The organism is Pseudomonas sp. ANT_J12, from assembly GCF_008370045.1.
Taxonomy (GTDB): Bacteria; Pseudomonadota; Gammaproteobacteria; order Pseudomonadales; family Pseudomonadaceae; genus Aquipseudomonas.
Window position 1 is genome coordinate 107,014 of record NZ_VOBN01000014.1, and the last position, 25,150, is coordinate 132,163.

The following is a 25,150-nucleotide window of genomic DNA, read 5'->3' on the forward strand; positions in this document are numbered from 1 at the left end:
ACAACGTTTTTTCTGGTTAGCAGCAGGCACTCCCCTACTGCCAAGGATTGCCGCCACATTAAGCGCAGCATGGCTGCGAGGAGTCTAAATGAACCCATCAATAGCCGAGCATTACCGGGAAATTCTCGTCGCCGTAGGCGAGAACCCAGAGCGTGAAGGTCTTCTGGACACGCCCGAACGCGCAGCCAAAGCAATGCAGTACCTATGCAACGGCTACACGATGAATCTGGAGGAAGTTATCAACGGCGCACTGTTCGAATCGCTAAACGACGAAATGGTCATCGTGCGCGACATCGAACTGTATTCATTGTGCGAGCACCACCTGCTGCCCTTCATCGGCAAAGCTCATGTCGCGTACATCCCGACAGGGAGGGTATTAGGCCTGTCCAAGGTCGCAAGAGTAGTCGATATGTTTGCCCGTCGCTTACAGATTCAGGAAAACCTTACCAAACAAATTGCCGACGCCCTTCAGCACATGACCGATGCCGCCGGTGTGGCTGTGGTTATTGAGGCAAAGCACATGTGCATGATGATGCGGGGCGTGGAGAAGCAAAACTCGGTGATGACCACATCGGTGATGCTAGGCGCCTTTCGCGACTCGTCCGCTACGCGTCACGAGTTCCTGCAATTGATAGGGCGACTCGGTTAGCGCCAAAAATCGCGACTGTCTGCGGGAGAGGCTAAATGAATAGAACCTTCAAAATGAACTCCCTTGGCGATGGCTACCGTGCCTTGGTGATAGGCGCCAGTGGAGCGCTCGGCACGGCATTTTGTGAGTTGCTCAATGAAGATCCACGATGCTCGGCTGTTCGTGAGCTGGGACGCAACAGTGTTCCAGGACTGGATCTGGAAAAGCCCGACAGTATTCCCAGGGCGGCTGCCGAATTAGCTGAAGAGGCCCCATACCAGTTGATTTTGAATGCTGCCGGGCTGCTCCATCGCGACGACATCAAACCTGAAAAAAGTTACTCCGCGATTGAAGCGGATGCGCTCCAGGCGATATTCCAAGTCAATACGCTCGGGCCTGCGCTGGTTTTGCGTCACTTTCTACCGTTGCTTGACCCTCGTGGCGCGATGGCGGTGCTCTCCGCCAAGGTGGGCAGTATCGGCGACAACCGTTTTGGGTGGCTGGTATGCCTATCGCGCCTCCAAGGCAGCGTTGAACATGTTGATTAAAACGGCTGCGATCGAACTAGCGCGGACACGCCCTCAGACCCGCTTATTTACTCTTCATCCCGGCACCGTCATTTCGGGCCTGTCACAACCCTTTCGTGGCGCCTCTGCAGCCAGGCCGGCAAGTATTGCCGCCCATGAGTTGTTATCACTGATTGACCGTTTGACGCCTGCAGACAGCGGCAATTTCTTTGCTTATACCGGAGAACGCCTACCTTGGTAGGCAGGGAGTGAATTTTGAATCTGCAAGCGTTGACCGAACGGGCCGCGAATGGCGAAGTTTGCGAGTTGGAGTTGCTGTCGCTGGAGGGCGGTTTTTATCTAGCGCGAGTCAGGACGGATCATGGCCAGTTCACGCTGCTGGACGATACGGCGAAGCCTATGCACCTTCGCTCCATCAATCACCTACGTGAGTTGTTGCAGCTTGTCCCTACGTTTCCCTGCGCGCTCGTGCAGCAGTGCGTCCATGACGAGATGTGCGGTTCACGTGAAGGGCCAATTGAGTCGTTACGCATTCCTTTCTCACTGACTGCGCCCTGGTGAGTTTCATTCCGTTGGATCCAGTCGAATGAACAAGTCTCACCGACTATGCCTGGTCTTGGGTGACCAGTTATCTTTTGAACTGGCCTCATTGAAGGAGCTGGATAGCGAGCGCGATACGGTATTACTGGTCGAAGTGATGGAGGAAGCCAGCCATGTGCCCCATCACCCGCAAAAAATAACGCTGATCTTCAGTGCTATGCGCCATTTTGCCAAGGCATTGCAACAGCGCGGTATTCGCGTGCAATACGTCACGCTTGATGACCCGCAAAATAGCGGATCGGTGCCGGGCGAATTACGGCGCTGGCAGTCACTGCTGCAACCGGATGAGCTGCACCTGACAGAATGCGGTGACTGGCGCCTGGAGCAGTCGCTGAAAAATTGTGGCTTGGCGATCCAGTGGCATACCGATAGCCGTTTTCTCTGCACCCGACTCGAATTTGCGTCCTGGGCAGAAGGCAAAAAGCAGCTGCGCATGGAGTTCTTCTACCGTGAGATGCGACGCAAGAGTGGCCTGTTGCTCAACGGCGACGGCAGCCCGGTCGGCGGCGCCTGGAACTTTGATGCCGAAAACCGAAAGGCACTTCCCAAAGGCTTTAGAGCCCCCTCGCCCATGGGCTTTTCAGCCGATGCGATAACCCAAGACGTGCTGGCGCTGATCGCAAAAAACTTCTCCAGCCACTACGGCGCACTCGAGACTTTTGATTACCCGGTCACCCACGCCGATGCCCAAGCGCTGTGGGACTACTTCCTCGACTGGGGTTTGGCAGCCTTCGGCGACTACCAGGATGCGATGGCCAGTGATGAACCTTTCCTGTTCCATGCGCGGATCAGCGCCGCGCTGAATATTGGCCTGCTGGATCTGCGTCAATTGTGCAGCGACGTCGAGGCTGCGTATTGGTCGCACAGGATTCCATTGAACGCCGCCGAAGGCTTTATCCGCCAACTCATTGGCTGGCGTGAATACGTACGCGGCGTCTACTGGCTGAAAATGCCCGACTACGCCGGCGGCAATCTGTTTGGCAACAGCAGACCGCTTCCACCGTTCTATTGGACAGGCGATACCAAGATGAACTGCATGGGCCAGGCAATCGGCCAAAGTTTGAAACATGCCTATGCCCACCATATCCAACGGTTGATGGTGACCGGCAACTTTGCGCTGCTGGCAGGCATCGCACCAAGCCAGATTTGCGACTGGTACCTGGCGATCTACATGGACGCGTTCGACTGGGTCGAACTGCCCAATACATTGGGCATGGTGATGCACGCCGATGGCGGTTACCTGGGCTCCAAGCCTTACTGCGCCAGTGGCCAATATATAAAGCGCATGTCCGACTACTGCCGTAACTGCGCGTACAAAGTCACTGAAAGCACGACGGACGACGCCTGCCCTTTCAATTCGCTTTACTGGCATTTTGTGATGCGTCACGGCGATCTTTTGCGCAGCAATCAGCGCATGGGCATGGTCTACAAAAACCTCGATCAGATGACTGAATCAAAGCAGCAGGCGCTGTGGGATCGTGGCCAGAAGCTGCTCGCCAAACTGGATGTCGGGGAGTCGTTTTGAAGAAGAGTGAACTCCTGGTCAAAACCTTTGCGGTCTGCGGATTGCCTTTCGCCTGGCGCAAGAAATGGGCGCGCTGCTGGGCTGAGGTGCGCTATTGCTCGGAGCGTTGCCAACGGCGCAGAAGCATTAAATGCTGAGAATGTGAATCAGATAAGCGTACGTCTCCTGCTGGGATTCAAAGCACCCGAGGTTCTACGATTTTATCGCAACGCTTAGCGCCGGATAATCATAAGGCATTGGTAAATGCCTAGTGAGAAGGCATAGCTTGCCACTGTAAAAACGACTTTAGTTGCTACAGGTTCTGCCGCTCGCACTCAAGATCAGCTTCAACTCGAGTCTGGTAGGTGGTCTTCCGACGCAGCTTCTCCCCATTGTTATAGAGGTTAAAACCTCTAGTCGTGGGCTCGCAGTAGAAACGCGTTCCGTTCCGCATGGATCCCGTTTACGTTCGAATTGCAGGGACAACAACAAATCTCGATATCATCTTCACGCCTTCTCAAAGCCCCCTTCACCATTAGCGGCCATAAGCCTCCATCGCAAGCGACCGTTGTCAGTTTCCGATGGGGAGCACGACCGGACATGAGTCGATTGGAAGCTTCGTAAAAAAGGCACGGGATCTACCTTTTGGGCGGCACTGCTCTCTCCCTCCGTATTCGCTGGCTAATATCCGAAAGATCAAAATGGTACATATGATTATTCATTTCATATTTAATTTTTTTTCAAAGGGCGGCAAATTTTAGGGGGTGAGAGCTCTGTGCTCGCCTATACTAACGATGTTAAATCATGCTGGTGAGCTCAGTTAACAAGGTATTGATAAATATAGAGATTTAAAATTTGTTTACCTTGGAGGTCGCGGGTTAAGAAATATTTCGCCGTGATGGTTTGGTGTCGTTAAGGGGTTTTGATATGAACGTCTTGTTGAAAGAACTTCAGTCATATCATCATGAGGTGGCTATAAAAATCACTCAGATCAAAGAGTTGCTGAGGAAGATGAGGCATGAATCCGAATCCGATGGTGCTGATGACTGCAAGCTCTTGTTCAAGATGCTGGAAGCCATGCATGGTGATGCAGAACGACACCACCATGAAAATGAAGAACTTATTCGGCTGGCTTTGCTAGGGACTGAGGCACCGATCCACCAACGGGTCAAGGATATCGAGCGAGATCATCAAGCATTTGGTCGCATTGCTGGACAGCTGAAGATGTTGGAGGACACAACTCAGGAAACGAGAGTAATTGCTGACACTATCGATGACTTTATCAAAAAATATTTCGATCATATGGACTCGGAGGAAAATATTTTCTTTCCGTTGGCAGATAAGTGGCTGTCAGACGAGCAGTGGCATGAAATAAAGCGTCAGTGGCATTAATTGGGTCTTACCGTAGACCTTAAAATTCTAGCTACTACTTAGTCCGCGAACTAACAAGCTCGGTTTGTTTTACTTGACTTGGTAATCGGAATATTGCAATGCGCTCATTTAAGCCTCTTAACTTTTTCTCCGGTGAGAAAAATTATAAACTCGGAATCGCTGATTTGACTGACCGGCCCAAAATCTATCGCGCGCAAATATGATGATCCGTTAACCCACTTTGACTCATCGCCAATCATGGCGTCTCGTGACGACTGGCTCGTTGATTCAACAATCGTGTACTGCCGTCCAGACTTACCTATTGCTTCGAAGCGATCGGTTTCTTGAAGACGACTAGCCATTTCATAGAACTCCATTTCGGTTGGAAGCCGTTAAAAGATAGCATCGTGGTACTAAATTGCCAGAAAACGGGCTTGTTCCAGCTTTGGTAATTTATCCGGTGTAATAGGCAAGCCCTCACACGTCGCTGCAAGCGTAATCGGCTTCAAAGATGATGTTATTGGCGCTTTGCCGACCTCTACAACTAGCCCCAGAAATGCACATCCTTACCCGTGGATCGATTCCCGTCACATACCAGAGGCAAGAGCGTATGCGTTAACCACTCGTGTGCAGGGGGCGTTTAGCTAGCGTAACGAACGTCCTGGCTGGCCAAATCCGGCGATTTACTGCTGCTTTTGCATGCTGCGGTCTGTGTCGTAGCGGCCATGATTCAGGTCGTATTTGGATGCACCTCAATCTTACCGGTCAGTATAGTTAGATCCGTCCCTATGCCGGAGTGCTTAAATTGGACAATACCCGTGAACGCTTGATTGACTCAGCGCTGAAGCTGTTTCTGTCGCAAGGTATATACATAACTGGTGTGATGGCCATCGCCGCGATGGCGGGTGTTACCAAGATGACGCTCTACAGCCATTTCCCCTCCAAGGATGCGCTGATAGTGGCTTGCCTTGAGGAGCGTGACCGACGCTGGCGTGAAGAGGTAGCGCGCACCTTGGCAGGGCATCCTGACCCGGTCAGTGGCATGCTCGCTTTTTTCGATTTGTATCAACGCTTTCTTTTACAAGACAGCGAACGCGGGTGCCTGTTCGTCAACAGTGCGGCTGAATTCCCCCATTTTAGCCACCCTGTACATTTAGCAGTGAGCAGGCATAAGCAAGGGATACGCGACAATCTTAATGCCTTGGCCGTGAGCGCCGGTATAAGTGACCCTGACGTAGTTGCTGAGGGGCTGTTTATCTTACTGGAGGGCAGTTTTGTAAGCGGCGCCATGGGCCAGGACGTGCGGGTATTCGACACTGCCCGACACGTAGCTCATTGCTGGATCCGGAAGCAGGGCCAGCAGGAGCAGAGCGTATGACCCTAGGCTTATTAGCGGCCATTGCCGCCACTTTTTCCTGGTCGCTGCTCTACATCTTTCCGGGGTTGGTCGGCGATTACAGCCTTTTTGATCTGGCTGTGGTGAGCTATGCCTTTGCCGGTTTAGGTAGCCTGCTTGTGCTGTTTGTTTACCGTAGCGAAGTGCGGCAATTGCGACTGAGTGACTGGGCCTGTGCCGCACTGCTGGGCTTCTTGGGATACATCGGCTACTTCTTCCTGATCACCACTGCGGTCTTGGCAGCTGGGCCGGTGATCCCTCCTGTGATGATGGGGTCAGTACCGATTGTGCTCGCGATTGCCGGCAACATGCGAAGCTCCAGCGTGCCCTGGCGCGCCATTGCCGGGCCGCTGGTGGTGGCGGCCTTGGGGATAGGTTTGGTCAATCTGAGCGTGTTTGATCTTAGCCGTGCGACTTCAGTACTCCCTACAGCTTCGATACTGCTTGGGCTGCTCGCATCGTTAATGGCAATTGGATTTTGGACTGGTTTTGGATTGTTAAATGAAAGTGCTTTGGCTCAGCGCCCAAGCATGTCCCCGATGTTGTGGTCAGCCATGCTGATCTTCATGTGTAGCGTCGAGATGCTGGCCTTCATCCCCGTTGGTCTGCACTTAAACCTGTCCCACTTCGCTAGCCATCCGAGCGGGTTAGCAGGTACTCAGGCGCTAATAGTCTGTGGGTTGATTCAGGGGTTAGGGGCTACCCTTGCAGGTGCGTGGGCATGGTCAATTGCAACTCGGCGTCTACCTCTGGCGCTCAGCGGGCAATTGATCGCCAGCGGAACCATTTATGCAACTACGATGGGCCTGCTCATCAACCAACGCTGGCCCTCTCCTATGGAAGCGCTTGGGACAGGGTTGCTATTGGTAGGGGTGACATGGGCTATTCACGCCTTTTATCGCCGGCAAACACGCCCCGCGACGCGTGGTGGGATCACTGACCTTAGCCAAAACTAATGCGACTTTGCCGGTATGGGCATTTCAGGTGTCCGCTTTGGATTGATTTGGCATCATTGCCCTGAGTGCCCAGGTCGGGAAGGTGTGTTTCGCGGACGGTTACGGCGTAAGCGAGCGGCAATCACACCTCTTTGATAGATGCCCAGTTTTGCGGTAGCAATTCATCGAGTCGCACAGGAGATGATACTGAGGCCCTCTGAACCCAGGCCGCTAACCGTAACTTGTAAGTCCCAGCCGAATAGATCAGCTCGTAGTTGTGGCTATAGATTTCCAGGATGTGGCCAAAGGGTCTTCCATATAGACCATGCGGTATGGCTTCTCGCCAGGAAATACTCGCGTACGGGCATGCGCTGCTTGCCACCAGCGGCAACTACTTTGGCGGCCAGTCCTTCGACATCTGGATCTTGGGCGCAGAAGCGGAAGATGCCGGTCTTCCAATACTCGAAGTTGTTCTGCGACTTTTCGGCATTGCGAACCCAAAGATCTCTGCCGATCCGATCACCTGTGGACAGGTGCGCAATACGGAACGAACCCCAGCCGCCACCTTTTGGGATTTACTCATGCGAGCCAGCAGAGGCCTGGTCGCGGGTTTTCCACAGCGACAGCAGCACACCGCCCAGCAGAAGCGCTAGGGTTACGCTGAGGGAAATGACTGCTGGAATCTTGCCGATGATGCCGACCAGGAAAATCTTGCCACCGATAAACACCAGCACCAGTGCCAGCGCGTACTTGAGATAGGCGAAGCGGTGGATCATCGCCGCCAGGGCGAAATACAACGCACGAAGGCCAAGGATGGCGAAGATGTTCGAGGTGTAGACGATGAAGGGGTCTTGGGTGATGGCGAAGATCGCCGGCACACTGTCCACGGCGAACACCAGGTCGGCAGACTCGATCAGCACCAAGGCTAAGAACAACGGCGTCGCCCAGACCACGGGCTTGCCGCTGGCGTCCGCCTGACGGACAAAGAAGCGCCCTTCATGCAGTTGCTCGGTCACCCGCATGTGTTTGCGCAGGAACTTCACCAGCAGGTTATCGCTAAGGTTGGGCTGGGCATCGGTAACCGTCTGGCCAATACACGTTCCCGAGCCATATCCTCAGGAGACCATCAGGAAGTTATGTTGCCCGGAAGACCACTCATGGACTCGTCTTTTGGCGACCTGATCGACAGGACGACGTATATTGGAATGAGCCTGATTGCATCCCCGACCTTCCAGCTGGCACGGTTTCTAGAATCTCTACCACCTGCGTTTTCTCGGAGCAAACAGCAAGGTTCAGCGCTGAATTAGGGTAGAGTTACCGGTAGAAAAATCGGGAAGGCAGCATGACAAGGAACATTTACAGCCCTAGCGTTGATGACCAGATCGCTTATCTAAGAGAAGCGTTGGAGCTACGTGTCCTTGAGGTCTCGGACATTGTGCAATGGGCGGATGATCAGATCATTACACGGGAAAATCCTGCCTACGAACTGATAGAGCTTGCACTGATGAGTGACTCGAATCGGTACGACACTGCTAGTCAGTTACTTCGAGTCGGGACGCCCACCTTGAGCCGCGCAGAGGTATTGCCCTATGTGCTCGCCAAGGCACATGAACGACTCCTTGTAGATCCTGATTTTGGAAAGGTCTTAGCAGAAGGACTTTACCAATCCTGGTTTCGGTCGAATTACGACTTTCCTGACGCTCTTAGCCTGTGCGGCTATTTCGAGGATGCCTATTCATTGGCTGAGAGCGAGATAGTTGGAACAGTTGACCAGATCAACCGAGAGCTGCTTGAGTTTACTGCCCAGTTTCAGGACTGCAATTGGTTAGAGAGCGTGCTTGGCCGATAGAGTTCTAGTTTTGAGGTTGGCTCCGAGATTGTGGGTCAAGACGACATTGGCGATAAGCGCTCGCCGAAATCACCTTGCGTGACTCAGACGAGCATCCACTGATGCGGCAGCAGTTGGTTGATCTCACTGGATCGCTGCGTGGGCAGCCGCGTCAGCACATCTTTGAGATAGGCATACGGATCGTGCCCATTCATGCGCGCCGACTGGATTAAACTCATGATCGCCGCGGCCCGTTTACCGCTGCGCAGCGACCCGGCAAACAACCAGTTGGAACGTCCAAGCGCCCATGGTCGGATCTGATTTTCCACCGGGTTATTGTCTATGGGCACAGCCCCATCTTCCAGGTAGCGCGTCAGCGCTACCCAGCGTTTAAGGCTGTAATCCAAGGCTTTGGCCGTTGCTGAGCCGTTGGGCACAAGATCGCGCTGGGTCAACATCCAGTTGTGCAGCGCTTTCGCCACCGGCGCTGCTTTTTCTTGCCGTATTCGGCAGCGATCCTCGTCACTCATGTCACGCGCTTGGCGCTCAACTTCGTATAACCCGCCAATCAAGTGCAGTGCTTGTTCAGCCAACTGGCTTTTATTCGCCGCGTGCAGATCGAAAAACTTACGGCGGGCGTGGGCCATGCAGCCAATTTCGGTCATGCCCTTCTCGAAGCCTGCTTTGTAGCCAGCAAAGTCATCGCACACCAGCTTGCCGTTCCACGAGCCGAGGAAGTTACGCGCATGCTCACCGGCGCGGCTCGGACTGAAGTCATAGACCACAGCCTTGAGCGCCGAAAACGGTGAGGTGCAGTAAGCCCAGACATATGCGCGGTGCGTTTTCTTCTGTCCGGGCGCAAGCATCTGCACCGGAGTTTCGTCGGCATGGACGACTCGTTGGGCCAGAACAGCTTCTCGCAAGGCATCAACCAATGGCTGAAGCTGCACACCAGTCTGTCCAACCCATTGCGCGAGAGTTGAACGCGCGATGGCTAAGCCGGCTCGGCCAAAGATCTTCTCCTGCCGGTACAGCGGCAAGTGATCGGCGAATTTCGCCACCATTACATGAGCGAGCAGACCTGCCGTAGGTATTCCCTTGTCGATCACCTGGGCCGGTACCGGCGCCTGGATCAATGTTTCGCACTGACGGCAGGCCCACTTCCCACGCACATGTTGTTCGACGGTGAACACGCCTGGCGTGTAATCGAGCTTCTCGCTGACGTCCTCGCCAATGCGCTGGAGCTGGCAACCGCAGGAGCACTGAGTATTTTCTGGCTCATGATGAATGACGGTGCGTGGAAACTGTGGCGGCAACGGCGCGCGCTTTGGTTTTTGGCGCGCCTCTTCTGGAGCAGTAACCGGCTGGAGTGCCGTCAGCTCAGCGTCGATGGCCTCAAGGTCAGTGTTTAGCAGATTGTCGAGCAAGCTGCCTTGCTCAGGACTGATCTGCTCGCTGCGCTTGGCAAACCGGTGCCGCTTGAGGAGCGCGATCTCGTGGGTCAGCTGCTCGATGATGGTGTTATCGCGGTGGCTCTTTCTGCCCATGGTGTCGACCTGCGACATCAACTGCGCAGCGAGTGCACGCAGTTGGTCGGGGGTCATTTGGTCGAGGTTGGGCAAGGAAGTCATGCCGTGGATTTTACCAAAGCAGACCGCCTGCGGTAGCAGGCTCAGGCGTTAATTACTGCCTTTTTAAAGGATCGTGATTGCACCGCCAGCGCCAACACGCTGCCATGGAAGACCAAGTACAAGGGCCTGAAGTTGCTCGCTATCCAGCTCCAGCTCGCAACCTTGTCGAATGCCTGGCAACTGGAACTTCCCCTGATTCAACCGGCGTGCCGCCAGCCAAACACCAATCCCATCATGCACCAGGACTTTCATTCGATTGGCCCGACGATTGGCAAACAGATAAGCGCAGTGCGGCTTCGCCGCACCGAACACCGCAATCACCCTAGCCAGCGCGGTTTCTGTGCCGGCGCGCATATCCATGGGCTCAGTGGCCAGCCAGATGGCGTCGATGCGGATCATTGAGTGAGGCCACGGACAAAACGGGCACAGCCTTCAGGATCGGAGATGGGCCATTTGACGGAGAGGGTTTGCTGACCCAGCGATAGCTCGACGGTCGCTAACGCTTCAACCTTTCGCTTTGGTTCCACCTTCAACGGAATGAACGCTGGCAGCGTGCTGGCTTGCTGATCGCTAAAAAGGGGCAGCCATCGGCGAACCACATTGGCGTTGATGCCATGGCTCATCGCAATGGCCGCGACCGAAACACCGGGCTGCTGACATTCTTTGACGACCTGAGACTTGAAGGATTTCGGGTAAGACTTACGTTGGCGCATGACGATCCTGACATTAAGGGTAATTGCGTCCGCTTAAATTTACGCGGACACAATCGCCCTTAATGCTGGAGTTCGGAAGGTGTGTTTGCCATCCGCTTACGGGCATCGACCTTGCTGAACAGCATCTTCACTCCAGTTACCAGCAGGAAGATGCCTAACACATACAGAATCCAGCTGAACTCGGCGATCAGCGCCGCACCCAGGCCAATCATGATCGCGCGCAGCACGATGACACCGAGAATGCCCCAGAACAGCACCTCGTGCTGATACCTACGCGGGATAGAGAGGAAGCTGAAGATCATCGCCATCAGGAACACGTTGTCCATCGACAACGATTTCTCGATCAGAAAACCGGAGTAGAAATCCATCCCGGCGTCAACACCCTTGACCTGCCAGACCCAGAGGCCGAACAGCAAGCCAGCCGTGATATAGCCAGCAGAAAGCAGCAGACTTTCAGTAACGCCGATTTCTCGCTGCTCACGGTGGAGAACCCCGAGGTCGAAGACCAACAGGCCTATCACGATGCTTATAAAGACTAGCCAAAACCAAGTGGCGGTGCCGAGGAACTCGGCCAGGAAGAACGGTTCTAGGGCAGTCATGAGCCCCTCCTCTAAGTGTCGAAGTTATACAAACTGCAACTCCGACATGGCAGCGGGTAGCTGTCAGAGGGGCCCGGCATTGCGAGTTCAAATCTAGAGAGACGCGTGGGGTTTCTCAATCACGCAAGGTTTGCAAGTTATTTCAAATCGGTAGGTCGTAGCGGAAGTCGGAATGCCGATATGCAGAAATGATATCTGCATCCAGAGAGCCTTTAACAGAGCCTGGCTCCCTGGCTTTTTTGTTGCCGAACTTAGCGATTAAATGAGCCTGAATATCCTATAAGCATCTCAAGCTTCCGGGGACTCAGTCATCGCGACTCCTTTTCGCCCCAGTTGTTTAACGCCATACATGGCCTGATCCGCCGCCTTAAGCAATGTATCGAGACTCTTGCCATGGATAGGACACAGCGAGACTCCAATACTGCACGATATTGAAAGCTCTCCTGCACTGGTCACGACTGTCTGCGCGATGGTCTCGAGCACCCTCGCCGCCTTCAGTTCAGCACTCTCGGGGTGGGTAATGCCTGTAACCAGAATCACGAACTCATCCCCGCCGTAGCGTGCGATGGTGTCACACGAGCGAGTGGCTTGAAGCATGCGATTTGCGACCGCTCGGAGAACCTGATCGCCGACCTCATGGCCGTACTTATCGTTGATATCCTTGAAGTGATCCAGGTCGATCAGCAGCACGGCAAACGGAACCCCGTTCACTTTCCAATCGGAGTAGGCCTGATCAAATCGATCGGCGAAAAGGTAGCGATTAGGCAGTTGGGTGAGCACGTCATGAGTTGCGAGATAAGCCGAGCGTTCGTGTTCAACCTCTGCTCTTTCGATCGCTTTGAAATGCCGAATCAACGCCACAGGCACAAGCACGAATGCCCCCGCGAGAACCGCAAGGATGATCAATGTTTCCGCTGTCAGAATATCGCCCAATCGCAACTGACGCTCAAACAACAAGATCATCGGTTGTGAAACACTCCTAATCTCGACTCGGTCAGATAGCGCCGGTAATAGGAAGCGATCCAAGATACCGGCCTGCTCGGTCTGCGTTGAAAAGACATTGCTTTCAGATCCTGCAGCGGTTTTCAGGACAGCACTGACGCGAACCAGGGGATCTACGTTCGCATAACTCACAGCATCCTGTAGCGAATCCGTCTTGATCAAAAGCAAAGACACCATCGTGCTGCCAAAGAAATTGGGGCGAGTGTTCTCTCGATCCTGTTCAGGACGAATGACTGACTGCATCAGAATGTAAGCGTCCCCCCCCTCATACATTGAGAAAACAGGCGATACGACCGGCTTCTGATTATTGTGTGTTCGAGCCAACGCATAGGAGAGATAGGCGACGGTTTCTAGCTTGACGCCATAGATCGAACTCGATTCAGGGAGTAAGGGGTACATGAACAATACAGGCCAAGTCTCATTGAGATAGACCTGATGTTGCGCAGGTTGGTGAGTGAGACTCGGAAAATCCTTGAGTTGAAAGTCTGGACGCCAAGTACGGCGCAACAGATCTTCAAAAGCCGCCTGTTCGGCGATGGGTACCGCCCGCGCCGCCTCAAGCATGTAAATATGAGGGTAAGCAGCTAAAACGACAGCTGCATACCGGGCCGCAGCTTCCGTATCGCTCTGATCGACGGCCTGAAGAAATGCCGAGAAACCCGCCAGCACCGCCTCATTAGTATCAAGCTGATTGCGCACGATGCCGGAAATATTCTGCACGTATTCCGAGAAACGCTTTTCTCTACGTTCAGTCTCGGACTTCAGCAGTAACAGGGCTGAAAAGCCAACCAATCCGACAGCGAGGATAATGAAACCTGCCAGGGAGCTGTTCCGCCTAGTAAGCATCACTTTAACTTTTCCAAGGCGCAGAGCGAGAGCCGAGCCTTGGCAAGCACCGTTGAAGCTAAACGAGATCGCGGGTGAACGACCGATAAATGCCGATTTGAAGGTCGCTGAGCATTGAAAACAATTCCCAAGGTGTCAGATCCGATACGATTTCTGCTCTGCACTGCGATTACCCCTTTCGCATGTGCTCGAAAGAAAAATTTTCGAGCCCCACTTTCTGCTTCCTAGATGTTCACTGCTGCAACGAAACCCACTATAGGGCAATTTGCCAGCACTCGCTGTGTCGTGTGCAATAGCTTCGGTTCGAGCTCAAGCGTTTATAAGGGGAAACTCCAAGTGAAAGCTCGTACCTGCGTCAGTGCTAACAACGGTTATACAACCACCATGCAGTTGCATAATCGAACGAACGATGGCCAATCCCAGACCGCCTGAATCGTCGGGTTGATTGCGTGAGGGGTCACACCGGTAAAAGCGCTCAAACAATCGTGGAAGATGTTCTGCCGCAATCGGCTCGCCGTGGTTGTGCACCGTGATGTCGAGACTGTCCTCCAAAACCCTGCTGCTGATCGTCACTGCAGAGGTAGGAGTTGCGTAGCGCAGCGCATTCGCCAGCAAGTTAGCCAGTGCTCGACGGATCAAGCCTGGATCACCCAGCAATTGATCCTGGGCCTGGTTTATCAGATGCACATCTCGTTCTTGCGCTACCCCTTCGAAATACTCACAAAGCTGCTCAATCAGATCGTGCAGGTCGATTTGCTCGAACTTTACGCAAGCGTTGGGTTGCTCGGTGCGAGCGAGAAACAACATGCTGTCGATCATTCGCGCCAGCCTTTCATACTCTTCCTGATTGGAAACCAGCAAGTTCTGATAGTCCTCGATAGAGCGACTGCGCCTCAGGGTTTGCTGGGTATGTCCCATCAGGTTGCCTAGTGGGGTTCGCATCTCATGGGCGAGGTCTTCCGAGAAACGTGAAAGCTGGGCGAATCCGTCCTCAAGGCGTGCAAGCATCTGGTTGAGGGCATTACAGAGCGGTTTGAGCTCATTCAGCTCACTGAACTCATCCAGCCGCAGATGCAGATGCTGCACATCGATTCCGGCAGCGCGCTTGGCCAGCAGGCGAACAGGGTGAAGGCCTCGTTGACTCACCCACCAACCGAATGCAAAAGCCAATAGCGCTCCGACTGACATGGCCAGCCAAAGCCTGAGTCGGTAAACCCCCAGCATCTGCTCGCGCTCACCCAACAACTTGCCAGCGATCAGGGTCAAGCTGCGATCACCCTGTACGACATCCCGCCAGGCTAGCCGCACAGGCTCGGAAGAGTGATCCTCAACAAGGCGAGCCTGGGGGGCAGCCGGCAACTTTGGAAAAGTCATACCCACCGGGTTGATTTCGATCAACACCCTACCGTTGTCATCGACGATCCAGAGCAGATTGTCGCGATTGCCCAACATGTTTTCGTAAAGCTTGGGCCGACCTTGCAATTGCTCGATGCTATCGCTATCGCTGATCAACGCCTGCATTCGCTCCAGGCGCCCCAGCAATGCCTGGTCATCGCGCCAGGCAATCTCTCGCTGTAGCGATTGATAAAGGTAAAAACCAATTGAGCCCAATAACACTAAGCTGACCAGTGCGAACATGATGGCCAGGCGCAGGCTCAGGGTGCGCGGTAATAGTTTCAGGATTGCACCTCGAGCATGTAACCGATGCCACGCACTGTGTGAATCAACTTCAGCGCGTAAGGATCGTCAACCTTGGCCCGCAGGCGGCGAATAGCGACATCCACCACATTGGTGTCACTGTCGAAGTTCATCTGCCAGATCTGGGAGGCAATCAGCGAGCGCGATAACACCTCCCCTTCACGACTGAGCAGCAGATGCAGTAGCGCGAACTCCTTGTTGGTCAGGGTGAGACGTTCTCCATTGCGCGTTACCTTGCGTCGCAACAAATCCAGGATCAGGTCGCCAGCGACAAAATGCTCAACCTCGCGAGGCGGGCCACGGCGTAGCAAAGTGCGTACGCGTGCCAACAGCTCGGCATAGGAAAAGGGTTTGACCAGATAATCATCGGCCCCCAACTCCAGCCCTTTGACCCGATCATCCACTGAATCACGTGCGGTGAGAAACAGTACTGGGGTCTGCCACTTACGCCGGATGATTTGCAGCAATTGCCAGCCATCCAACCCCGGTAGCATGACATCCAGAATGATCAGGTCGAACTCACTCTCCTGTGCCAAATGCTGGCCATCCAGCCCGTCAAGGGCGATCTCCACCACATAACCCGATTCAGTCAGGGCTTTGCGCAGGTAATCCGCCATTTTCGTTTCATCTTCAACCACCAGGATACGCATTTTTTCCTCCACGACTGGAGCACAGGCTAGCCCGCTTCGCTGATTTCTCACATTACATATTGGTAATCAGGCGGCAATCATCCTGACGGGGTGGGCTGGTCATGATGTCTGGCAATGACTCAGACAGACTCAACCCACCAAGGAAACAGCATGCGTACAAGCCTATCGACTTCATTGCTAATGACACTTGCAATGAGCTCTGCGTTCGCCGTTGCAGGCTCGGATCAAGTTGCGCAGCGCAAGGACGTGTCACTTGCAATGGCCAACGATTTGCTGACTGCCGCGCTGACAGCCTGTCACGCCGATGGCCGCACAGCCGTTGCCGCAGTTGTTGACCGAGGCGGCAATCTGGTTGCCGTGCAACGCGATGACAATGTCGGCCCGCACAACACGTTAGCCGCGCAACGCAAAGCCTATACCGCCCTGTCGACCAAGACTTCGACGCGGTTGTTAGCTGAACGCGCTCGCGCTAATCCGGATGCTGAAAACCTCAACACCCTCGATGAGTTGTTGCTGCTCGGCGGAGGCGTGCCATTGAAATTCGATGGTCAGGTCATCGGCGCCATCGGGGTGGCTGGTGCGGGGGGCGCTGCACACGATGAAGGATGTGCAGAGGTCGCTATCAACAAAGTTTTACCTGCCGTTAAAAACTAAGGACATCACTATGACTGTATTGAAAAGTTTCTTCGCTGGCGCAGTATTAAGTGCCTTTTCAGCCCTTGCATCAGCGGCAGCAAATCCATTGAGCGTGCATGTACTCAACTTGCAGGATGGCCTGCCCTCCCCTGGAGTCAATGTCACGTTGGAAAAACAGGATGGGAAAGACTGGGACATGCTCAACAGCGCGAAAACCAACGAGCAAGGTCGTATCACCGAGCTGTATCCGCAAGGTCGGGGTCTGGAGAAAGGTACCTACCGTGTCACCTTCAAGACCGGTGAGTGGTTCAAAGCGCACAAAACCTCCAGCTTCTTTCCGGAAGTACCGGTCGTTTTTGAGGTGGATGGTACCGTCCCGCATTACCACATTCCGTTACTACTCAGTCCATACGGATTCTCCACATACCGAGGAAATTGATCGTTAAACGATACAAAATGGATACCGCACGAACGTGAAGACAGCCGCCCCTACTCAAAAGGGCGGCACTGTCGATTAACTTTTCGGCATCAAAACCTTAAGCAATGAACCACGCTCACTCCTTAGGCTTGGTTCACGTTTCAGGGGGGGATGCCGGTGACAGCACCTTTCTGATCCTCGACCATGAACTGCAGGCCACTCATCACCCCACCCGATTGGTCATGCCGAGACAAGGCATGCGGTGGATTTCAAGGCGCAAAGAATAGCGTCCATCCTCAGTGTGTTCCTGTGCTTACTTGATAAAAACCTATACAAGACTCTGAAATTCGCACAAGACTGATCAGCAGGCGGTGACGCCTTACTTTATCGATGAATGCCCGTTCTGCGCGCTATACATCAATGACCTGCGCAGAGGCGCCAATGAGTCCCAACCGCTATTTATTGGTATCCGTTGTGATCGGATTGAACCCGCGTCTTGACGCTCTCGTGCCGCAAACGTTAGGAATTTAGGCCACTAAAATCACTTGAGGTGCAATCCGCACGCCCCTTTCAGTCGGATATCGAGTGCTCTGCCGAGAGTGCAAAAGCTACGTAAACCGATAGTCTATTGCCGGTGCGCAATCCCCTACCCGATCAGCGCATTACTCGCGATCAACATGCTTCCCTCGTGTTCAATCTGGAATTTTCTTGTACAATCACAATATCGTTGTATAGATTTTGCGTTGGATTGATGAAAGTGCCAAGCAGTTCATAACCACTGAGGTTCGTATGTTCAACTCGCAAATCAAAAAAGAACTGACCATCAGCAAGCAGCGTTTGGCTGACTGCGAAGCCACCCTCGTAGCATTAGGTGGCTCCATGGCTCTGATTGAGTTCCAACCTGATGGCACGATCCTCGGCGCCAATCACAATTTCCTGAGCGTAATGGGCTATCGCCTTGAGGAAATTCACTCCCGGCATCACCGCTTATTCTGTACACCGAAATACGCCAACAGCGTCGCTTATCAAGGTTTTTGGTCACGGCTGAGTAATGGTGAGTTCATAAACGACCGCTTCCTGCGCCTGGACAAACAGGGGCGTGAGATCTGGCTGGAGGCTAGTTACAACCCTGTTCGCGACGCCTCTGGACGGGTGATTAAGGTCGTCAAGATTGCTACTGATGTGACTGACCGGGTGCGGAAGGAACAAGAGCAGGAGAGCCAAATCAATGCGATTAACCGTTCCATGGCAACCATTGAGTTCAACAGACAGGGAGAAGTCATCAGCGCCAACGAAAACTTCCTTGCAGCGATGGGTTACCGTTTGGATGAGATTGTTGGCAAGCACCATCGTCTGTTCTGTGAGCGTAGCGAAAGTGAATCCAACGAGTATCGCCAGTTCTGGGAGCGCCTGAATCACGGCGAATTTTTCTCCGGTAACTTCAAACGCCTCAACAACCAGGGACAAACAGTCTGGTTACGTGCGACTTACAATCCGGTGTTCGACGCCAGCGGCAGCCTTTACAAAGTAGTTAAGTTTGCGAGCGATATCACGGCTCAGGTTCTCCAGCAGGAAACTGAGTCACGAGCCGCACGCATGGCTTACGAGACTTCACTGAAAACCGACAATACAGCACACGAAGGCGCCCGAGTGGTGCAGGAGACCGTGGATGTCATGCAAAGCCTGGCTGGCGAATTGAATCACGCAGCCGAAGGTATCAATGATGTCAGTCAGCAGTCGGAAGTAATCAGCAGCATCGTGCAGACCATCCGTGGCATCGCCGAACAAACGAATCTTCTTGCGCTAAACGCCGCCATCGAAGCCGCTCGTGCCGGAGAGCAGGGTCGAGGTTTTGCGGTGGTCGCAGACGAAGTGCGCAATCTTGCTTCGCGCACAAGCCAGGCGACCATCAAGATTGTCGAGGTGGTGCAGCACAATCGTGAATTGGCCCGGGGGGCAGTGGCCAGGATGGAGGCAAGTAAAGACAAGGCAGAACAAGGAGTCAAATTAGCCGGTGAGGCTGGTCAAGTAATCCTGGATATTCAGGATAGTGCTCGCCAAGTCGTAAAGGCGATCAGCAATTTCTCGTCGACATTAGCTAGATGATTCAGCTTTGCGGCATGTGCAAAATCTTGGTTTGATCGACACATGGATAGTGATTGAAAAGCGGGGTTTGAATGAACGAAAAATCACGACCAGTATCTCCTTGTAGCGCCTGCCGAGAGGGCAATGAACTGGATTTTGAGTTCAGTATGGCGTTCCAGCCAATCGTAGATCTACGCGACAACAGTATTTTTGCCTACGAGGCTTTGGTACGTGGTTGCGATGGCAGTGGTGCCGCTGCCATTCTTGGAAAGGTGAACGAACAGAACCGTTATGCCTTTGACCAAGCATGTCGAGTCAAGGCTGTTGAGCTTGCTTCGCGCTTACAAATACCCTGCTTTGTCAGCATCAACTTCTTACCCAATGCGGTATATCAAGCAGCCACGTGCATTCGTGCGACGCTTGAAGCCGCACGCAGATTTGGATTTCCTACCGAAAGGCTGATTTTCGAGATCACCGAAAACGAAGAACTGGTGGACAAGGAACATCTAAAAAGCATCATTCGAGAATATCGCCTTGAAGGCTTCAAGACAGCGATAGATGATTTCGGTGCTGGGTACTCGGGGCTCAATTTGCTGGCAGAGTTTCAACCCGACATCATAAAACTGGACATGACCCTGGTACGTAGCATAGGCACTGACCCGGTGCGACAGGCAATCGTCCAAGGTATATTAGGTGTATGCAAAGCTCTCAAAATTGATGTGATTGCAGAGGGCGTAGAGACCAATGCTGAATTACAGCAGTTACTAGCCCTCGGCATTTACTTCTATCAAGGCTATCTGTTCGCAAGGCCCGAATATGAAACACTGCCTAACGTGAACTGGCCGATACCGAACATTGGCTAGGTATAAGGTTTACTCATTCTGGATCTATTACCTGAATAAATTGCGTGGGAAGACCAATTAACCAATAGGAATGGCTCTTTATCTATTCGGATCGGCTGACCGATAGCGATGCGAACACCATGCTGACATAGGCCTACCAAATTGCGGCAGGTCACTACGACAGACAAATCACGCTCCCCGACACATAGGATCGATGAACTGACTCTCGGTGAAACCACACTTGGGCGAATGATCATCGTAACAGCTGTTGGTGCGGTTTTATAACTGAACAAATACTGAGCTCAAGCGTCCAAAAGCCGTTTAGTCGTGGCCATCGACGTGCGCAAGGATTGACCAGTACGTTGTAACTTATTGAGCAAGCTTGCACCCAACCAAAGTTGGTATAGCGTCTCAGCCAAGTAGCGTGCGTCGTCGTTAGGTAGGCATTTTTCAACTTGCCCCTGCTCGATGCAGGTGGTGATTCTCGAAACAATTTTTTCTGCCCCATCACGCAAAGTGAGACGCATAGACTCGGAAAGATCAGCCACTTCGGCGCTCAACTTTACGACGAGGCACTCGTCGCCATGTCCGGTCAAAATGCAGCGGTCTTGCCACCCTTGCCAGTAGTCCATCAGACACTCATAAGCTGTCAGCCCTGGCTGCGCCAGGCGCCGATCCATATCCGCCAGATAACCGACGAAATAGTCTTCGAGCAAGGCCTGACCATACTGTTCTTTGGACTTGAAGTAGTGATAGAACGAGCCTTTGGGCACGCCAGCCGTTTGCAGGATTTCATTGAGGCCGACACTGGTGAAGCCCTTCTCAGCCATCATGCGGTGGCCGGTGTCGAGCAAGTGTTGGCGTGTGTCGTCGTAGGTTGGTTTCATGAGCGCAAAATACCAGACAATAGACCAGTCGTATATTTTTCAAGTCGCAATTTTTCCATGGGAGTAGCGCTGAAAACATCCGTAAAAAAAAATACTAGACGACTGGTCTAATTGAACCATATGCTTAGCGCCACCAAATCACATAACGCTGATGATGATGATGATGATGATCGAAGACGATCCGCTTCATTAGCGTCAGACCTCCATCCAAAAAGTGCCCTATGAAAATTTTGATGGTTTTGACCTCACACAACCTACTAGGTGACACCGGCAAAAAAACCGGTTTCTGGCTCGAAGAATTTGTTGCCCCCTACTATGTCTTCAAGGACGCCGGTGCTGAAGTCACGCTCGCGTCCCCTGCCGGCGGCCAACCTCCACTCGATCCAAAAAGTGATGAGCCCGACGCTCAGACTACTGAAACTAATCGTTTCCGGAGTGATGCAGCTACCCAGCAAGTGCTCGCACATACAAAGCGCCTAGCCGACGTGAATGCTGAAGATTTCGATGCGGTCTTTTACCCAGGCGGCCATGGCCCCCTTTGGGATTTGACCGAAAACAAAGACTCAATCGCCTTGATTGAAGCTTTTGACCGTAGCAACAAACCACACGGTTTTGTCTGCCACGCTCCGGGAGTGTTGCGCCACGTCTTAGGAAACGACGGGAAACCTTTAATCCATCAGCGTTACGTGACTGGCTTCTCCAACTCCGAAGAAGCTGCCGTTGGCCTGACGAATGTGGTTCCGTTCCTGATTGAGGATGAGTTTCAGCGCATTGGGGCCCGCTACACCAAATCTGCAGACTGGCAAATTCATGTAGTAATCGATGGACGGTTGATCACCGGTCAGAACCCAGCCAGCTCTGCAGCAGCGGCCTTAGCATTGCTGAATATGCTGGGATGAACCTTTCCCAGAGCCTCTGAACAGTTGTCCATTTGAGCACCGCGCTCTGATTGCGCGGTGTTCCTTTTTTTCGTTAGTTAAAAGTCGACCGGTCTAATAGTTATTGAGATCGACGCATCATGCACGTAAGGCAGGCCTATGAAAAACAACAGCTTATTCAAAACCGCCACTCTCGGGAATCACACCCTTAAAAACCGGATTGTATTGCCCCCACTCACTCGTCAACGCAGCACTCAACCCGGCAACATCGCCAATGAGTTGATGGCCGAGTATTATCAGCAACGTGCGGGTGCGGGCTTGATTGTCACTGAGGGCACTCAGATTGAGCCCCGAGGACAGGGTTATGCTTGGACTCCAGGCATCCATACAGCAGAGCAGATCGCCGGATGGCGTAAAGTGACTGAAGCAGTGCATGCCCGCGAAGGAGTTATTTTCGCGCAACTCTGGCACGTAGGCCGCGTCTCTCACACCTCGCTACAACCTGAGAATGCAGCTCCTGTTTCGGCTTCTGCCATTGCGACCGAACGGGTCAGTGTCTTCATAGAAACAGAACCAGGTGCCGGAGCCTTGGTGAAGCCATCAGCCCCAAGAGCTCTGACCACTCGTGAAGTAGAAGAACTTGTACAGCTTTATATCCAGGCGGCACGTAATGCCATGGAAGCTGGCTTTGACGGTATTGAGCTACATTGCGCCAATGGTTACATGGTAAATCAGTTCATTTCAGCCCACAGCAATAATCGCGAAGACCAGTACGGCGGTTCACTTCACAACCGCCTTCGGTTTCTGCGTGAGGTGGTTGCTGGGGTAGCAGAGTGTATTGGCAAAGAAAAGGTTGGCGCCCGTTTCGCGCCATTGTTCAGCAGCACCGATGAGGAGCGCACTTACCTAGGGATGGTTGAAGACGATCCTCATACCACCTACATCGAAGCGATCAAAGTACTTGAGGTTGTTGGGATTGCTTACCTCTCCATCGCCGAAGCGGACTGGGATAATGCACCACGGATGCCGGAATCGTTCCGTCGCGCAGTCCGTAGTTCCTTCAGCGGGGCGATCATCTACGCCGGTCGTTACACTGCACAAAGCGCTACGCAGTTGCTGGATTCAGGATTGGCCGACCTTGTCGCTTTTGGCCGTACGTTCATGGCCAACCCGGATCTACCAGCCAGAATCGCGAACGATTGGCCGCTGAACCCTCTGAACTCAGCCACAGTGTATGGCGGCAATGCCGAGGGTTATACTGATTACTCCGTGTATGGCGGGTAACCGCTAAAAATGAGATGTCACTCACTGGGGCTCTGAAAATGATCGACGCAGAACTGCTGAAACTGGTGGTTGAAGCATCCAATGACGGCATCGTGGTAGCAGAGCAGGAAGGCGACGAAAACATCCTGATCTATGCCAACCCCGCCTTTCAGCGCCTTACGGGGTACAGCGTTGACGACATCCTGTACCAGGACTGCCGCTTCCTGCAGGGTGATGACCGTAATCAAGCTGGTTTGACAGTAATCCGCGAGGCGATAAGGAACCTGCTCCCCTGCCGCCAAGTCATTCGTAACTATCGCAAGGACGGCAGCGCCTTCTGGAACGAACTGTCGATCACACCAGTGTTCAACGACACAGATCAACTCAGCTACTTCATCGGTATCCAGAAGGACGTTAGCGTCGAAGTTGAGGCCAAGGAGCGAGTGCGTGAACTGGAAGCTGAAGTCGCACAGCTGAAGACCCAGCTGGCTCTATTACAATCTAAAGCCTAGATGGATCCGCACTTGATGGGTTAGCGATCCAGTATCTACTCGTAAAAATGTCCCTGTTTCTGAACCGGGTACTGGTGAACTCTTAAGCAACTTACCAAACCACTCCCCTCGCAATCATCCACCAAAATTTGTGCACTGCCGTAATCGTAATCAGATGGTGCACAAGGTCATGGCCCATTCCAGCTATGCGGCGAGATGCCAATGGCCCGGCCTTTCGCCGAGTTTGGTGTATGCCGATGCCCTACGTCATCGAAAGACAAACGTGGTGCTTAAGGATGGCTGGGCTGCACGGATGTTCTGGTATAGAAGCCCCTGAAAGTAATCGCTCAACTTGTGTCACTTTTTCAACGCTGGCAGAGCTAGCATCCGGCTTAAGGCCAGAAAGTATCTGCGTGTTTGATTTCTTCGCTAAATAGTAGGCTCACTACAAGACATCAGACCAACCTAGCGTCAGGGAGCCTTGTTTTCGATCAGACAATTACCGCCATCCACCACTAGCACTTCACCGGTGATATAGCTGGCCTCCGGAGACGCCAAAAACGCCACCGCAGCGGCAACCTCTTCTGGACGACCGGCGCGGCCGATCGGAGTGTAGGTACCGGCGCGGCTTTCTTCCTCGGTCAATGCTCCCGTATCAATCCAGCCTGGTGCAACACTGTTGACGGTGATGCCCCGTTTGCCGACTTCCAGCGCCAGGGCCATATTCATCCCCAGCATCGCTGCTTTTGCCGCACTGTAAGCCGACTCACCTGGATTGCTTCCGCGTGTACCGGACGTCGAACTGATGTGGACGATGCGTCCGTAACCGCGCGTCTTCATCCCCGGCAACACCGCACGAGTCAGCAAAAAAGCGCTAGTCAGGTTGCGCGCCAGAGATAGATTCCAGGTCGCTAAATCCATGTCCGCCACTTCGACGAAGGGCTCCGGGCTGCCGACCATAGCCATACCGGCGTTATTGACTAAAATGTCGATATGGCCGAACTGCTCATGAGCCCAATCGGTCAGCGCTTTGACTTGTAATTCGTCAGTCAGGTCGGCTGCCATCGCCCGAGCGTCTATACCCTCAGCCTGCAACTCGGCGACACGTTGCTGGATCCGCGCACTGCTGGCAGTGATCAAGACTCGCACGCCTTGGCGGCCCAAGCGTCGGGCGATCGCCAGACCAATACCATTTTCACTGCCCGCACCGCTGACCAGGGCGACTTTACCTTGCCACATTGGAATCGCCATTTCTTATCTCTTTGTAATCACAAATTTAATACACGATAGCAAAAAAGCCGATGAATGCCGGTGATTCGGGAATTTGTGATCAGGCCGGATACCGGTTGACATTGATACCTGCAAGTCAGGCGGTGCTGGCCTTACGAGCGGCGCAGATTGCCCTTAATACGCTATGGACACTGGTGTCTTTAAGAGCTCACCACATTTTCGCCGGCATGGTGATCCTGAAGCTACACTGGGTTGTGGCCGCTGCGATGGTGGTGATGGCATTGCAGCTTAACGTGATCACTGGCTTGATCCTGTTTCCTTACCTTGTGTGGCTTTATATCGCAGCGGCGTTGAATCTTTCTATCTTACGCAATAACCGCTGGTGCTCAATCCCGATGGGCTACTTAAAACCCGCGTATGTGGAGAAGCTTAATGACAAGAAACGAGCTGATCGACATCTACCAAGGCTACAGCGGCGGCGGTCTTAACCAC

At 53.2% G+C, this 25,150-nt stretch carries 23 protein-coding genes and 6 pseudogenes; 18 read left to right on the forward strand and 11 right to left on the reverse strand.

All coding sequences use genetic code 11. The features are described from left to right. Positions 1-88 precede the first annotated feature (88 nt). The 6 genes and pseudogenes from folE (at position 89) to FQ192_RS24250 (ending at position 4,651) form a co-directional block, all read left to right on the forward strand. Positions 89-649, forward strand: a complete 561-nt coding sequence (gene folE, locus FQ192_RS24225) for a GTP cyclohydrolase I FolE (protein ID WP_149660806.1) — start codon at positions 89-91, stop codon at positions 647-649. A 35-nt stretch (positions 650-684) separates the two neighbouring features. Further along, positions 685-1,396: pseudogene (locus tag FQ192_RS24230) on the forward strand (SDR family NAD(P)-dependent oxidoreductase). A 14-nt stretch (positions 1,397-1,410) separates the two neighbouring features. After that, a complete protein-coding gene (locus FQ192_RS24235; protein WP_149660807.1) occupies positions 1,411-1,716 on the forward strand; it encodes a DUF6482 family protein in 306 nt (101 codons plus the stop codon). A 25-nt stretch (positions 1,717-1,741) separates the two neighbouring features. Further along, on the forward strand, positions 1,742-3,280 hold the full coding sequence (locus tag FQ192_RS24240; RefSeq protein ID WP_149660808.1) for a cryptochrome/photolyase family protein: 1,539 nt from the start codon (positions 1,742-1,744) through the stop codon (positions 3,278-3,280). Continuing rightward, positions 3,277-3,417 carry a DUF2256 domain-containing protein gene (locus tag FQ192_RS24245; RefSeq protein ID WP_149660809.1) on the forward strand — a complete coding sequence of 47 codons (141 nt, stop codon included), beginning with the start codon at positions 3,277-3,279 and terminating at the stop codon, positions 3,415-3,417. The genes FQ192_RS24240 and FQ192_RS24245 overlap by 4 nt, the downstream gene beginning before the upstream one ends. A gap of 769 nt (positions 3,418-4,186) precedes the next feature. Continuing rightward, positions 4,187-4,651: a hemerythrin domain-containing protein gene (locus FQ192_RS24250; RefSeq protein ID WP_149660810.1), complete on the forward strand. Its 465-nt coding sequence runs from the start codon at positions 4,187-4,189 to the stop codon at positions 4,649-4,651. Between the two features lie 104 nt (positions 4,652-4,755). On the opposite strand, the gene FQ192_RS24255 is transcribed toward FQ192_RS24250, so the two are convergent. Further along, a complete protein-coding gene (locus tag FQ192_RS24255; RefSeq protein ID WP_149660811.1) occupies positions 4,756-4,992 on the reverse strand; it encodes a hypothetical protein in 237 nt (78 codons plus the stop codon). A gap of 443 nt (positions 4,993-5,435) precedes the next feature. On the opposite strand from FQ192_RS24255, the gene FQ192_RS24260 reads away from it, so the two are divergent. Both FQ192_RS24260 and FQ192_RS24265 read left to right on the forward strand, forming a co-directional pair. Further along, the gene (locus tag FQ192_RS24260) at positions 5,436-6,008 is read left to right on the forward strand and encodes a TetR/AcrR family transcriptional regulator (protein WP_149660812.1); all 573 of its coding nucleotides are present in this window, start codon (positions 5,436-5,438) and stop codon (positions 6,006-6,008) included. Next, positions 6,005-6,982 (forward strand): DMT family transporter, encoded by a 978-nt coding sequence (locus FQ192_RS24265; RefSeq protein ID WP_149660813.1) that lies wholly within the window; start codon positions 6,005-6,007, stop codon positions 6,980-6,982. The genes FQ192_RS24260 and FQ192_RS24265 overlap by 4 nt, the downstream gene beginning before the upstream one ends. 554 nt (positions 6,983-7,536) lie before the next feature. On the opposite strand, the pseudogene FQ192_RS24275 reads toward FQ192_RS24265, so the two are convergent. Beyond that, a pseudogene (locus tag FQ192_RS24275) lies at positions 7,537-8,004 on the reverse strand (TerC family protein); the annotation flags it as partial. 299 nt (positions 8,005-8,303) lie between these two features. On the opposite strand from FQ192_RS24275, the gene FQ192_RS24280 reads away from it, so the two are divergent. After that, the gene (locus FQ192_RS24280; RefSeq protein ID WP_149660814.1) at positions 8,304-8,810 is read left to right on the forward strand and encodes a hypothetical protein; all 507 of its coding nucleotides are present in this window, start codon (positions 8,304-8,306) and stop codon (positions 8,808-8,810) included. Positions 8,811-8,893: 83 nt separating this feature from the next. Here FQ192_RS24280 and FQ192_RS24285 read toward each other — a convergent pair whose 3' ends face one another. From FQ192_RS24285 to FQ192_RS24315, 7 genes and pseudogenes are all read right to left on the reverse strand, one after another. Further along, positions 8,894-10,420 carry an IS66 family transposase gene (locus FQ192_RS24285; RefSeq protein ID WP_149660815.1) on the reverse strand — a complete coding sequence of 509 codons (1,527 nt, stop codon included), beginning with the start codon at positions 10,418-10,420 and terminating at the stop codon, positions 8,894-8,896. A gap of 63 nt (positions 10,421-10,483) precedes the next feature. Continuing rightward, on the reverse strand, positions 10,484-10,819 hold the full coding sequence (gene tnpB, locus FQ192_RS34580) for an IS66 family insertion sequence element accessory protein TnpB (RefSeq protein ID WP_149660816.1): 336 nt from the start codon (positions 10,817-10,819) through the stop codon (positions 10,484-10,486). Then, on the reverse strand, positions 10,816-11,133 hold the full coding sequence (locus tag FQ192_RS24295; protein WP_149660817.1) for a transposase: 318 nt from the start codon (positions 11,131-11,133) through the stop codon (positions 10,816-10,818). The genes tnpB and FQ192_RS24295 overlap by 4 nt, the downstream gene beginning before the upstream one ends. Positions 11,134-11,216: 83 nt before the next feature. Then, positions 11,217-11,732, reverse strand: a pseudogene (locus tag FQ192_RS24300) (TerC family protein); the annotation flags it as partial. Between the two features lie 288 nt (positions 11,733-12,020). Then, positions 12,021-13,580 (reverse strand): sensor domain-containing diguanylate cyclase, encoded by a 1,560-nt coding sequence (locus FQ192_RS24305; RefSeq protein ID WP_149660857.1) that lies wholly within the window; start codon positions 13,578-13,580, stop codon positions 12,021-12,023. A gap of 309 nt (positions 13,581-13,889) precedes the next feature. Further along, entirely contained in the window at positions 13,890-15,260 is a 1,371-nt protein-coding gene (locus FQ192_RS24310; protein ID WP_149660818.1) for a heavy metal sensor histidine kinase, read from the reverse strand. Continuing rightward, complete coding sequence (locus FQ192_RS24315) at positions 15,257-15,928, reverse strand: heavy metal response regulator transcription factor (protein ID WP_149660819.1); 672 nt, start codon at positions 15,926-15,928, stop codon at positions 15,257-15,259. Before FQ192_RS24315 ends, FQ192_RS24310 begins: the two co-directional genes overlap by 4 nt. Before the next feature lie 150 nt (positions 15,929-16,078). Here FQ192_RS24315 and FQ192_RS24320 point away from each other — a divergent pair, with 150 nt between their 5' ends. The 5 genes and pseudogenes from FQ192_RS24320 (at position 16,079) to FQ192_RS24335 (ending at position 19,930) form a co-directional block, all read left to right on the forward strand. After that, positions 16,079-16,582, forward strand: a complete 504-nt coding sequence (locus tag FQ192_RS24320) for a heme-binding protein (RefSeq protein WP_149660820.1) — start codon at positions 16,079-16,081, stop codon at positions 16,580-16,582. A 10-nt stretch (positions 16,583-16,592) separates the two neighbouring features. After that, positions 16,593-17,003, forward strand: coding sequence for a hydroxyisourate hydrolase (gene uraH, locus FQ192_RS24325; RefSeq protein ID WP_149660821.1), 411 nt, complete (start codon positions 16,593-16,595; stop codon positions 17,001-17,003). Positions 17,004-17,861: 858 nt separating this feature from the next. Further along, positions 17,862-18,545: pseudogene (locus FQ192_RS35130) on the forward strand (PAS domain-containing protein); the annotation flags it as partial. A gap of 108 nt (positions 18,546-18,653) precedes the next feature. Beyond that, positions 18,654-19,088, forward strand: a pseudogene (locus FQ192_RS35135) (methyl-accepting chemotaxis protein); the annotation flags it as partial. Between the two features lie 71 nt (positions 19,089-19,159). Then, positions 19,160-19,930, forward strand: a complete 771-nt coding sequence (locus FQ192_RS24335; protein ID WP_218585796.1) for an EAL domain-containing protein — start codon at positions 19,160-19,162, stop codon at positions 19,928-19,930. 281 nt (positions 19,931-20,211) lie between these two features. Here FQ192_RS24335 and FQ192_RS24340 read toward each other — a convergent pair whose 3' ends face one another. Then, the gene (locus FQ192_RS24340) at positions 20,212-20,796 is read right to left on the reverse strand and encodes a TetR/AcrR family transcriptional regulator (protein WP_149660823.1); all 585 of its coding nucleotides are present in this window, start codon (positions 20,794-20,796) and stop codon (positions 20,212-20,214) included. 221 nt (positions 20,797-21,017) lie between these two features. Between FQ192_RS24340 and FQ192_RS24345 the strand changes: the two genes are divergently transcribed. The 3 genes from FQ192_RS24345 to FQ192_RS24355 all read left to right on the forward strand — a co-directional run bounded on the left by FQ192_RS24345 (position 21,018) and on the right by FQ192_RS24355 (position 23,449). Next, on the forward strand, positions 21,018-21,695 hold the full coding sequence (locus FQ192_RS24345) for a type 1 glutamine amidotransferase domain-containing protein (protein WP_149660824.1): 678 nt from the start codon (positions 21,018-21,020) through the stop codon (positions 21,693-21,695). Positions 21,696-21,833: 138 nt separating this feature from the next. Beyond that, positions 21,834-22,958 carry an alkene reductase gene (locus FQ192_RS24350; protein ID WP_149660825.1) on the forward strand — a complete coding sequence of 375 codons (1,125 nt, stop codon included), beginning with the start codon at positions 21,834-21,836 and terminating at the stop codon, positions 22,956-22,958. A gap of 38 nt (positions 22,959-22,996) precedes the next feature. After that, positions 22,997-23,449, forward strand: a complete 453-nt coding sequence (locus FQ192_RS24355) for a PAS domain-containing protein (RefSeq protein ID WP_149660826.1) — start codon at positions 22,997-22,999, stop codon at positions 23,447-23,449. Positions 23,450-23,899: 450 nt separating this feature from the next. Here FQ192_RS24355 and FQ192_RS24360 read toward each other — a convergent pair whose 3' ends face one another. Further along, the gene (locus tag FQ192_RS24360) at positions 23,900-24,679 is read right to left on the reverse strand and encodes an SDR family NAD(P)-dependent oxidoreductase (protein WP_149660827.1); all 780 of its coding nucleotides are present in this window, start codon (positions 24,677-24,679) and stop codon (positions 23,900-23,902) included. An 83-nt stretch (positions 24,680-24,762) separates the two neighbouring features. Here FQ192_RS24360 and FQ192_RS24365 point away from each other — a divergent pair. Continuing rightward, a pseudogene (locus FQ192_RS24365) lies at positions 24,763-25,038 on the forward strand (TspO/MBR family protein); the annotation flags it as partial. Between the last annotated feature and the right edge of the window lie 112 nt (positions 25,039-25,150).

What these genes read in the sequence shown, in the direction of transcription:
- folE (WP_149660806.1), top strand. Translation starts at nt 89, where the DNA reads ATGAACCCATCAATAGCCGAGCATTACCGGGAAATTCTCGTCGCCGTA.
- FQ192_RS24240 (WP_149660808.1), top strand. Translation starts at nt 1,742, where the DNA reads ATGAACAAGTCTCACCGACTATGCCTGGTCTTGGGTGACCAGTTATCT.
- FQ192_RS24250 (WP_149660810.1), top strand. Translation starts at nt 4,187, where the DNA reads ATGAACGTCTTGTTGAAAGAACTTCAGTCATATCATCATGAGGTGGCT.
- FQ192_RS24255 (WP_149660811.1), bottom strand. Translation starts at nt 4,992, where the DNA reads ATGGCTAGTCGTCTTCAAGAAACCGATCGCTTCGAAGCAATAGGTAAG.
- FQ192_RS24265 (WP_149660813.1), top strand. Translation starts at nt 6,005, where the DNA reads ATGACCCTAGGCTTATTAGCGGCCATTGCCGCCACTTTTTCCTGGTCG.
- FQ192_RS24280 (WP_149660814.1), top strand. Translation starts at nt 8,304, where the DNA reads ATGACAAGGAACATTTACAGCCCTAGCGTTGATGACCAGATCGCTTAT.
- FQ192_RS24285 (WP_149660815.1), bottom strand. Translation starts at nt 10,420, where the DNA reads ATGACTTCCTTGCCCAACCTCGACCAAATGACCCCCGACCAACTGCGT.
- tnpB (WP_149660816.1), bottom strand. Translation starts at nt 10,819, where the DNA reads ATGATCCGCATCGACGCCATCTGGCTGGCCACTGAGCCCATGGATATG.
- FQ192_RS24295 (WP_149660817.1), bottom strand. Translation starts at nt 11,133, where the DNA reads ATGCGCCAACGTAAGTCTTACCCGAAATCCTTCAAGTCTCAGGTCGTC.
- FQ192_RS24305 (WP_149660857.1), bottom strand. Translation starts at nt 13,580, where the DNA reads ATGCTTACTAGGCGGAACAGCTCCCTGGCAGGTTTCATTATCCTCGCT.
- FQ192_RS24315 (WP_149660819.1), bottom strand. Translation starts at nt 15,928, where the DNA reads ATGCGTATCCTGGTGGTTGAAGATGAAACGAAAATGGCGGATTACCTG.
- FQ192_RS24320 (WP_149660820.1), top strand. Translation starts at nt 16,079, where the DNA reads ATGCGTACAAGCCTATCGACTTCATTGCTAATGACACTTGCAATGAGC.
- uraH (WP_149660821.1), top strand. Translation starts at nt 16,593, where the DNA reads ATGACTGTATTGAAAAGTTTCTTCGCTGGCGCAGTATTAAGTGCCTTT.
- FQ192_RS24335 (WP_218585796.1), top strand. Translation starts at nt 19,160, where the DNA reads ATGAACGAAAAATCACGACCAGTATCTCCTTGTAGCGCCTGCCGAGAG.
- FQ192_RS24340 (WP_149660823.1), bottom strand. Translation starts at nt 20,796, where the DNA reads ATGAAACCAACCTACGACGACACACGCCAACACTTGCTCGACACCGGC.
- FQ192_RS24345 (WP_149660824.1), top strand. Translation starts at nt 21,018, where the DNA reads ATGAAAATTTTGATGGTTTTGACCTCACACAACCTACTAGGTGACACC.
- FQ192_RS24350 (WP_149660825.1), top strand. Translation starts at nt 21,834, where the DNA reads ATGAAAAACAACAGCTTATTCAAAACCGCCACTCTCGGGAATCACACC.
- FQ192_RS24355 (WP_149660826.1), top strand. Translation starts at nt 22,997, where the DNA reads ATGATCGACGCAGAACTGCTGAAACTGGTGGTTGAAGCATCCAATGAC.
- FQ192_RS24360 (WP_149660827.1), bottom strand. Translation starts at nt 24,679, where the DNA reads ATGGCGATTCCAATGTGGCAAGGTAAAGTCGCCCTGGTCAGCGGTGCG.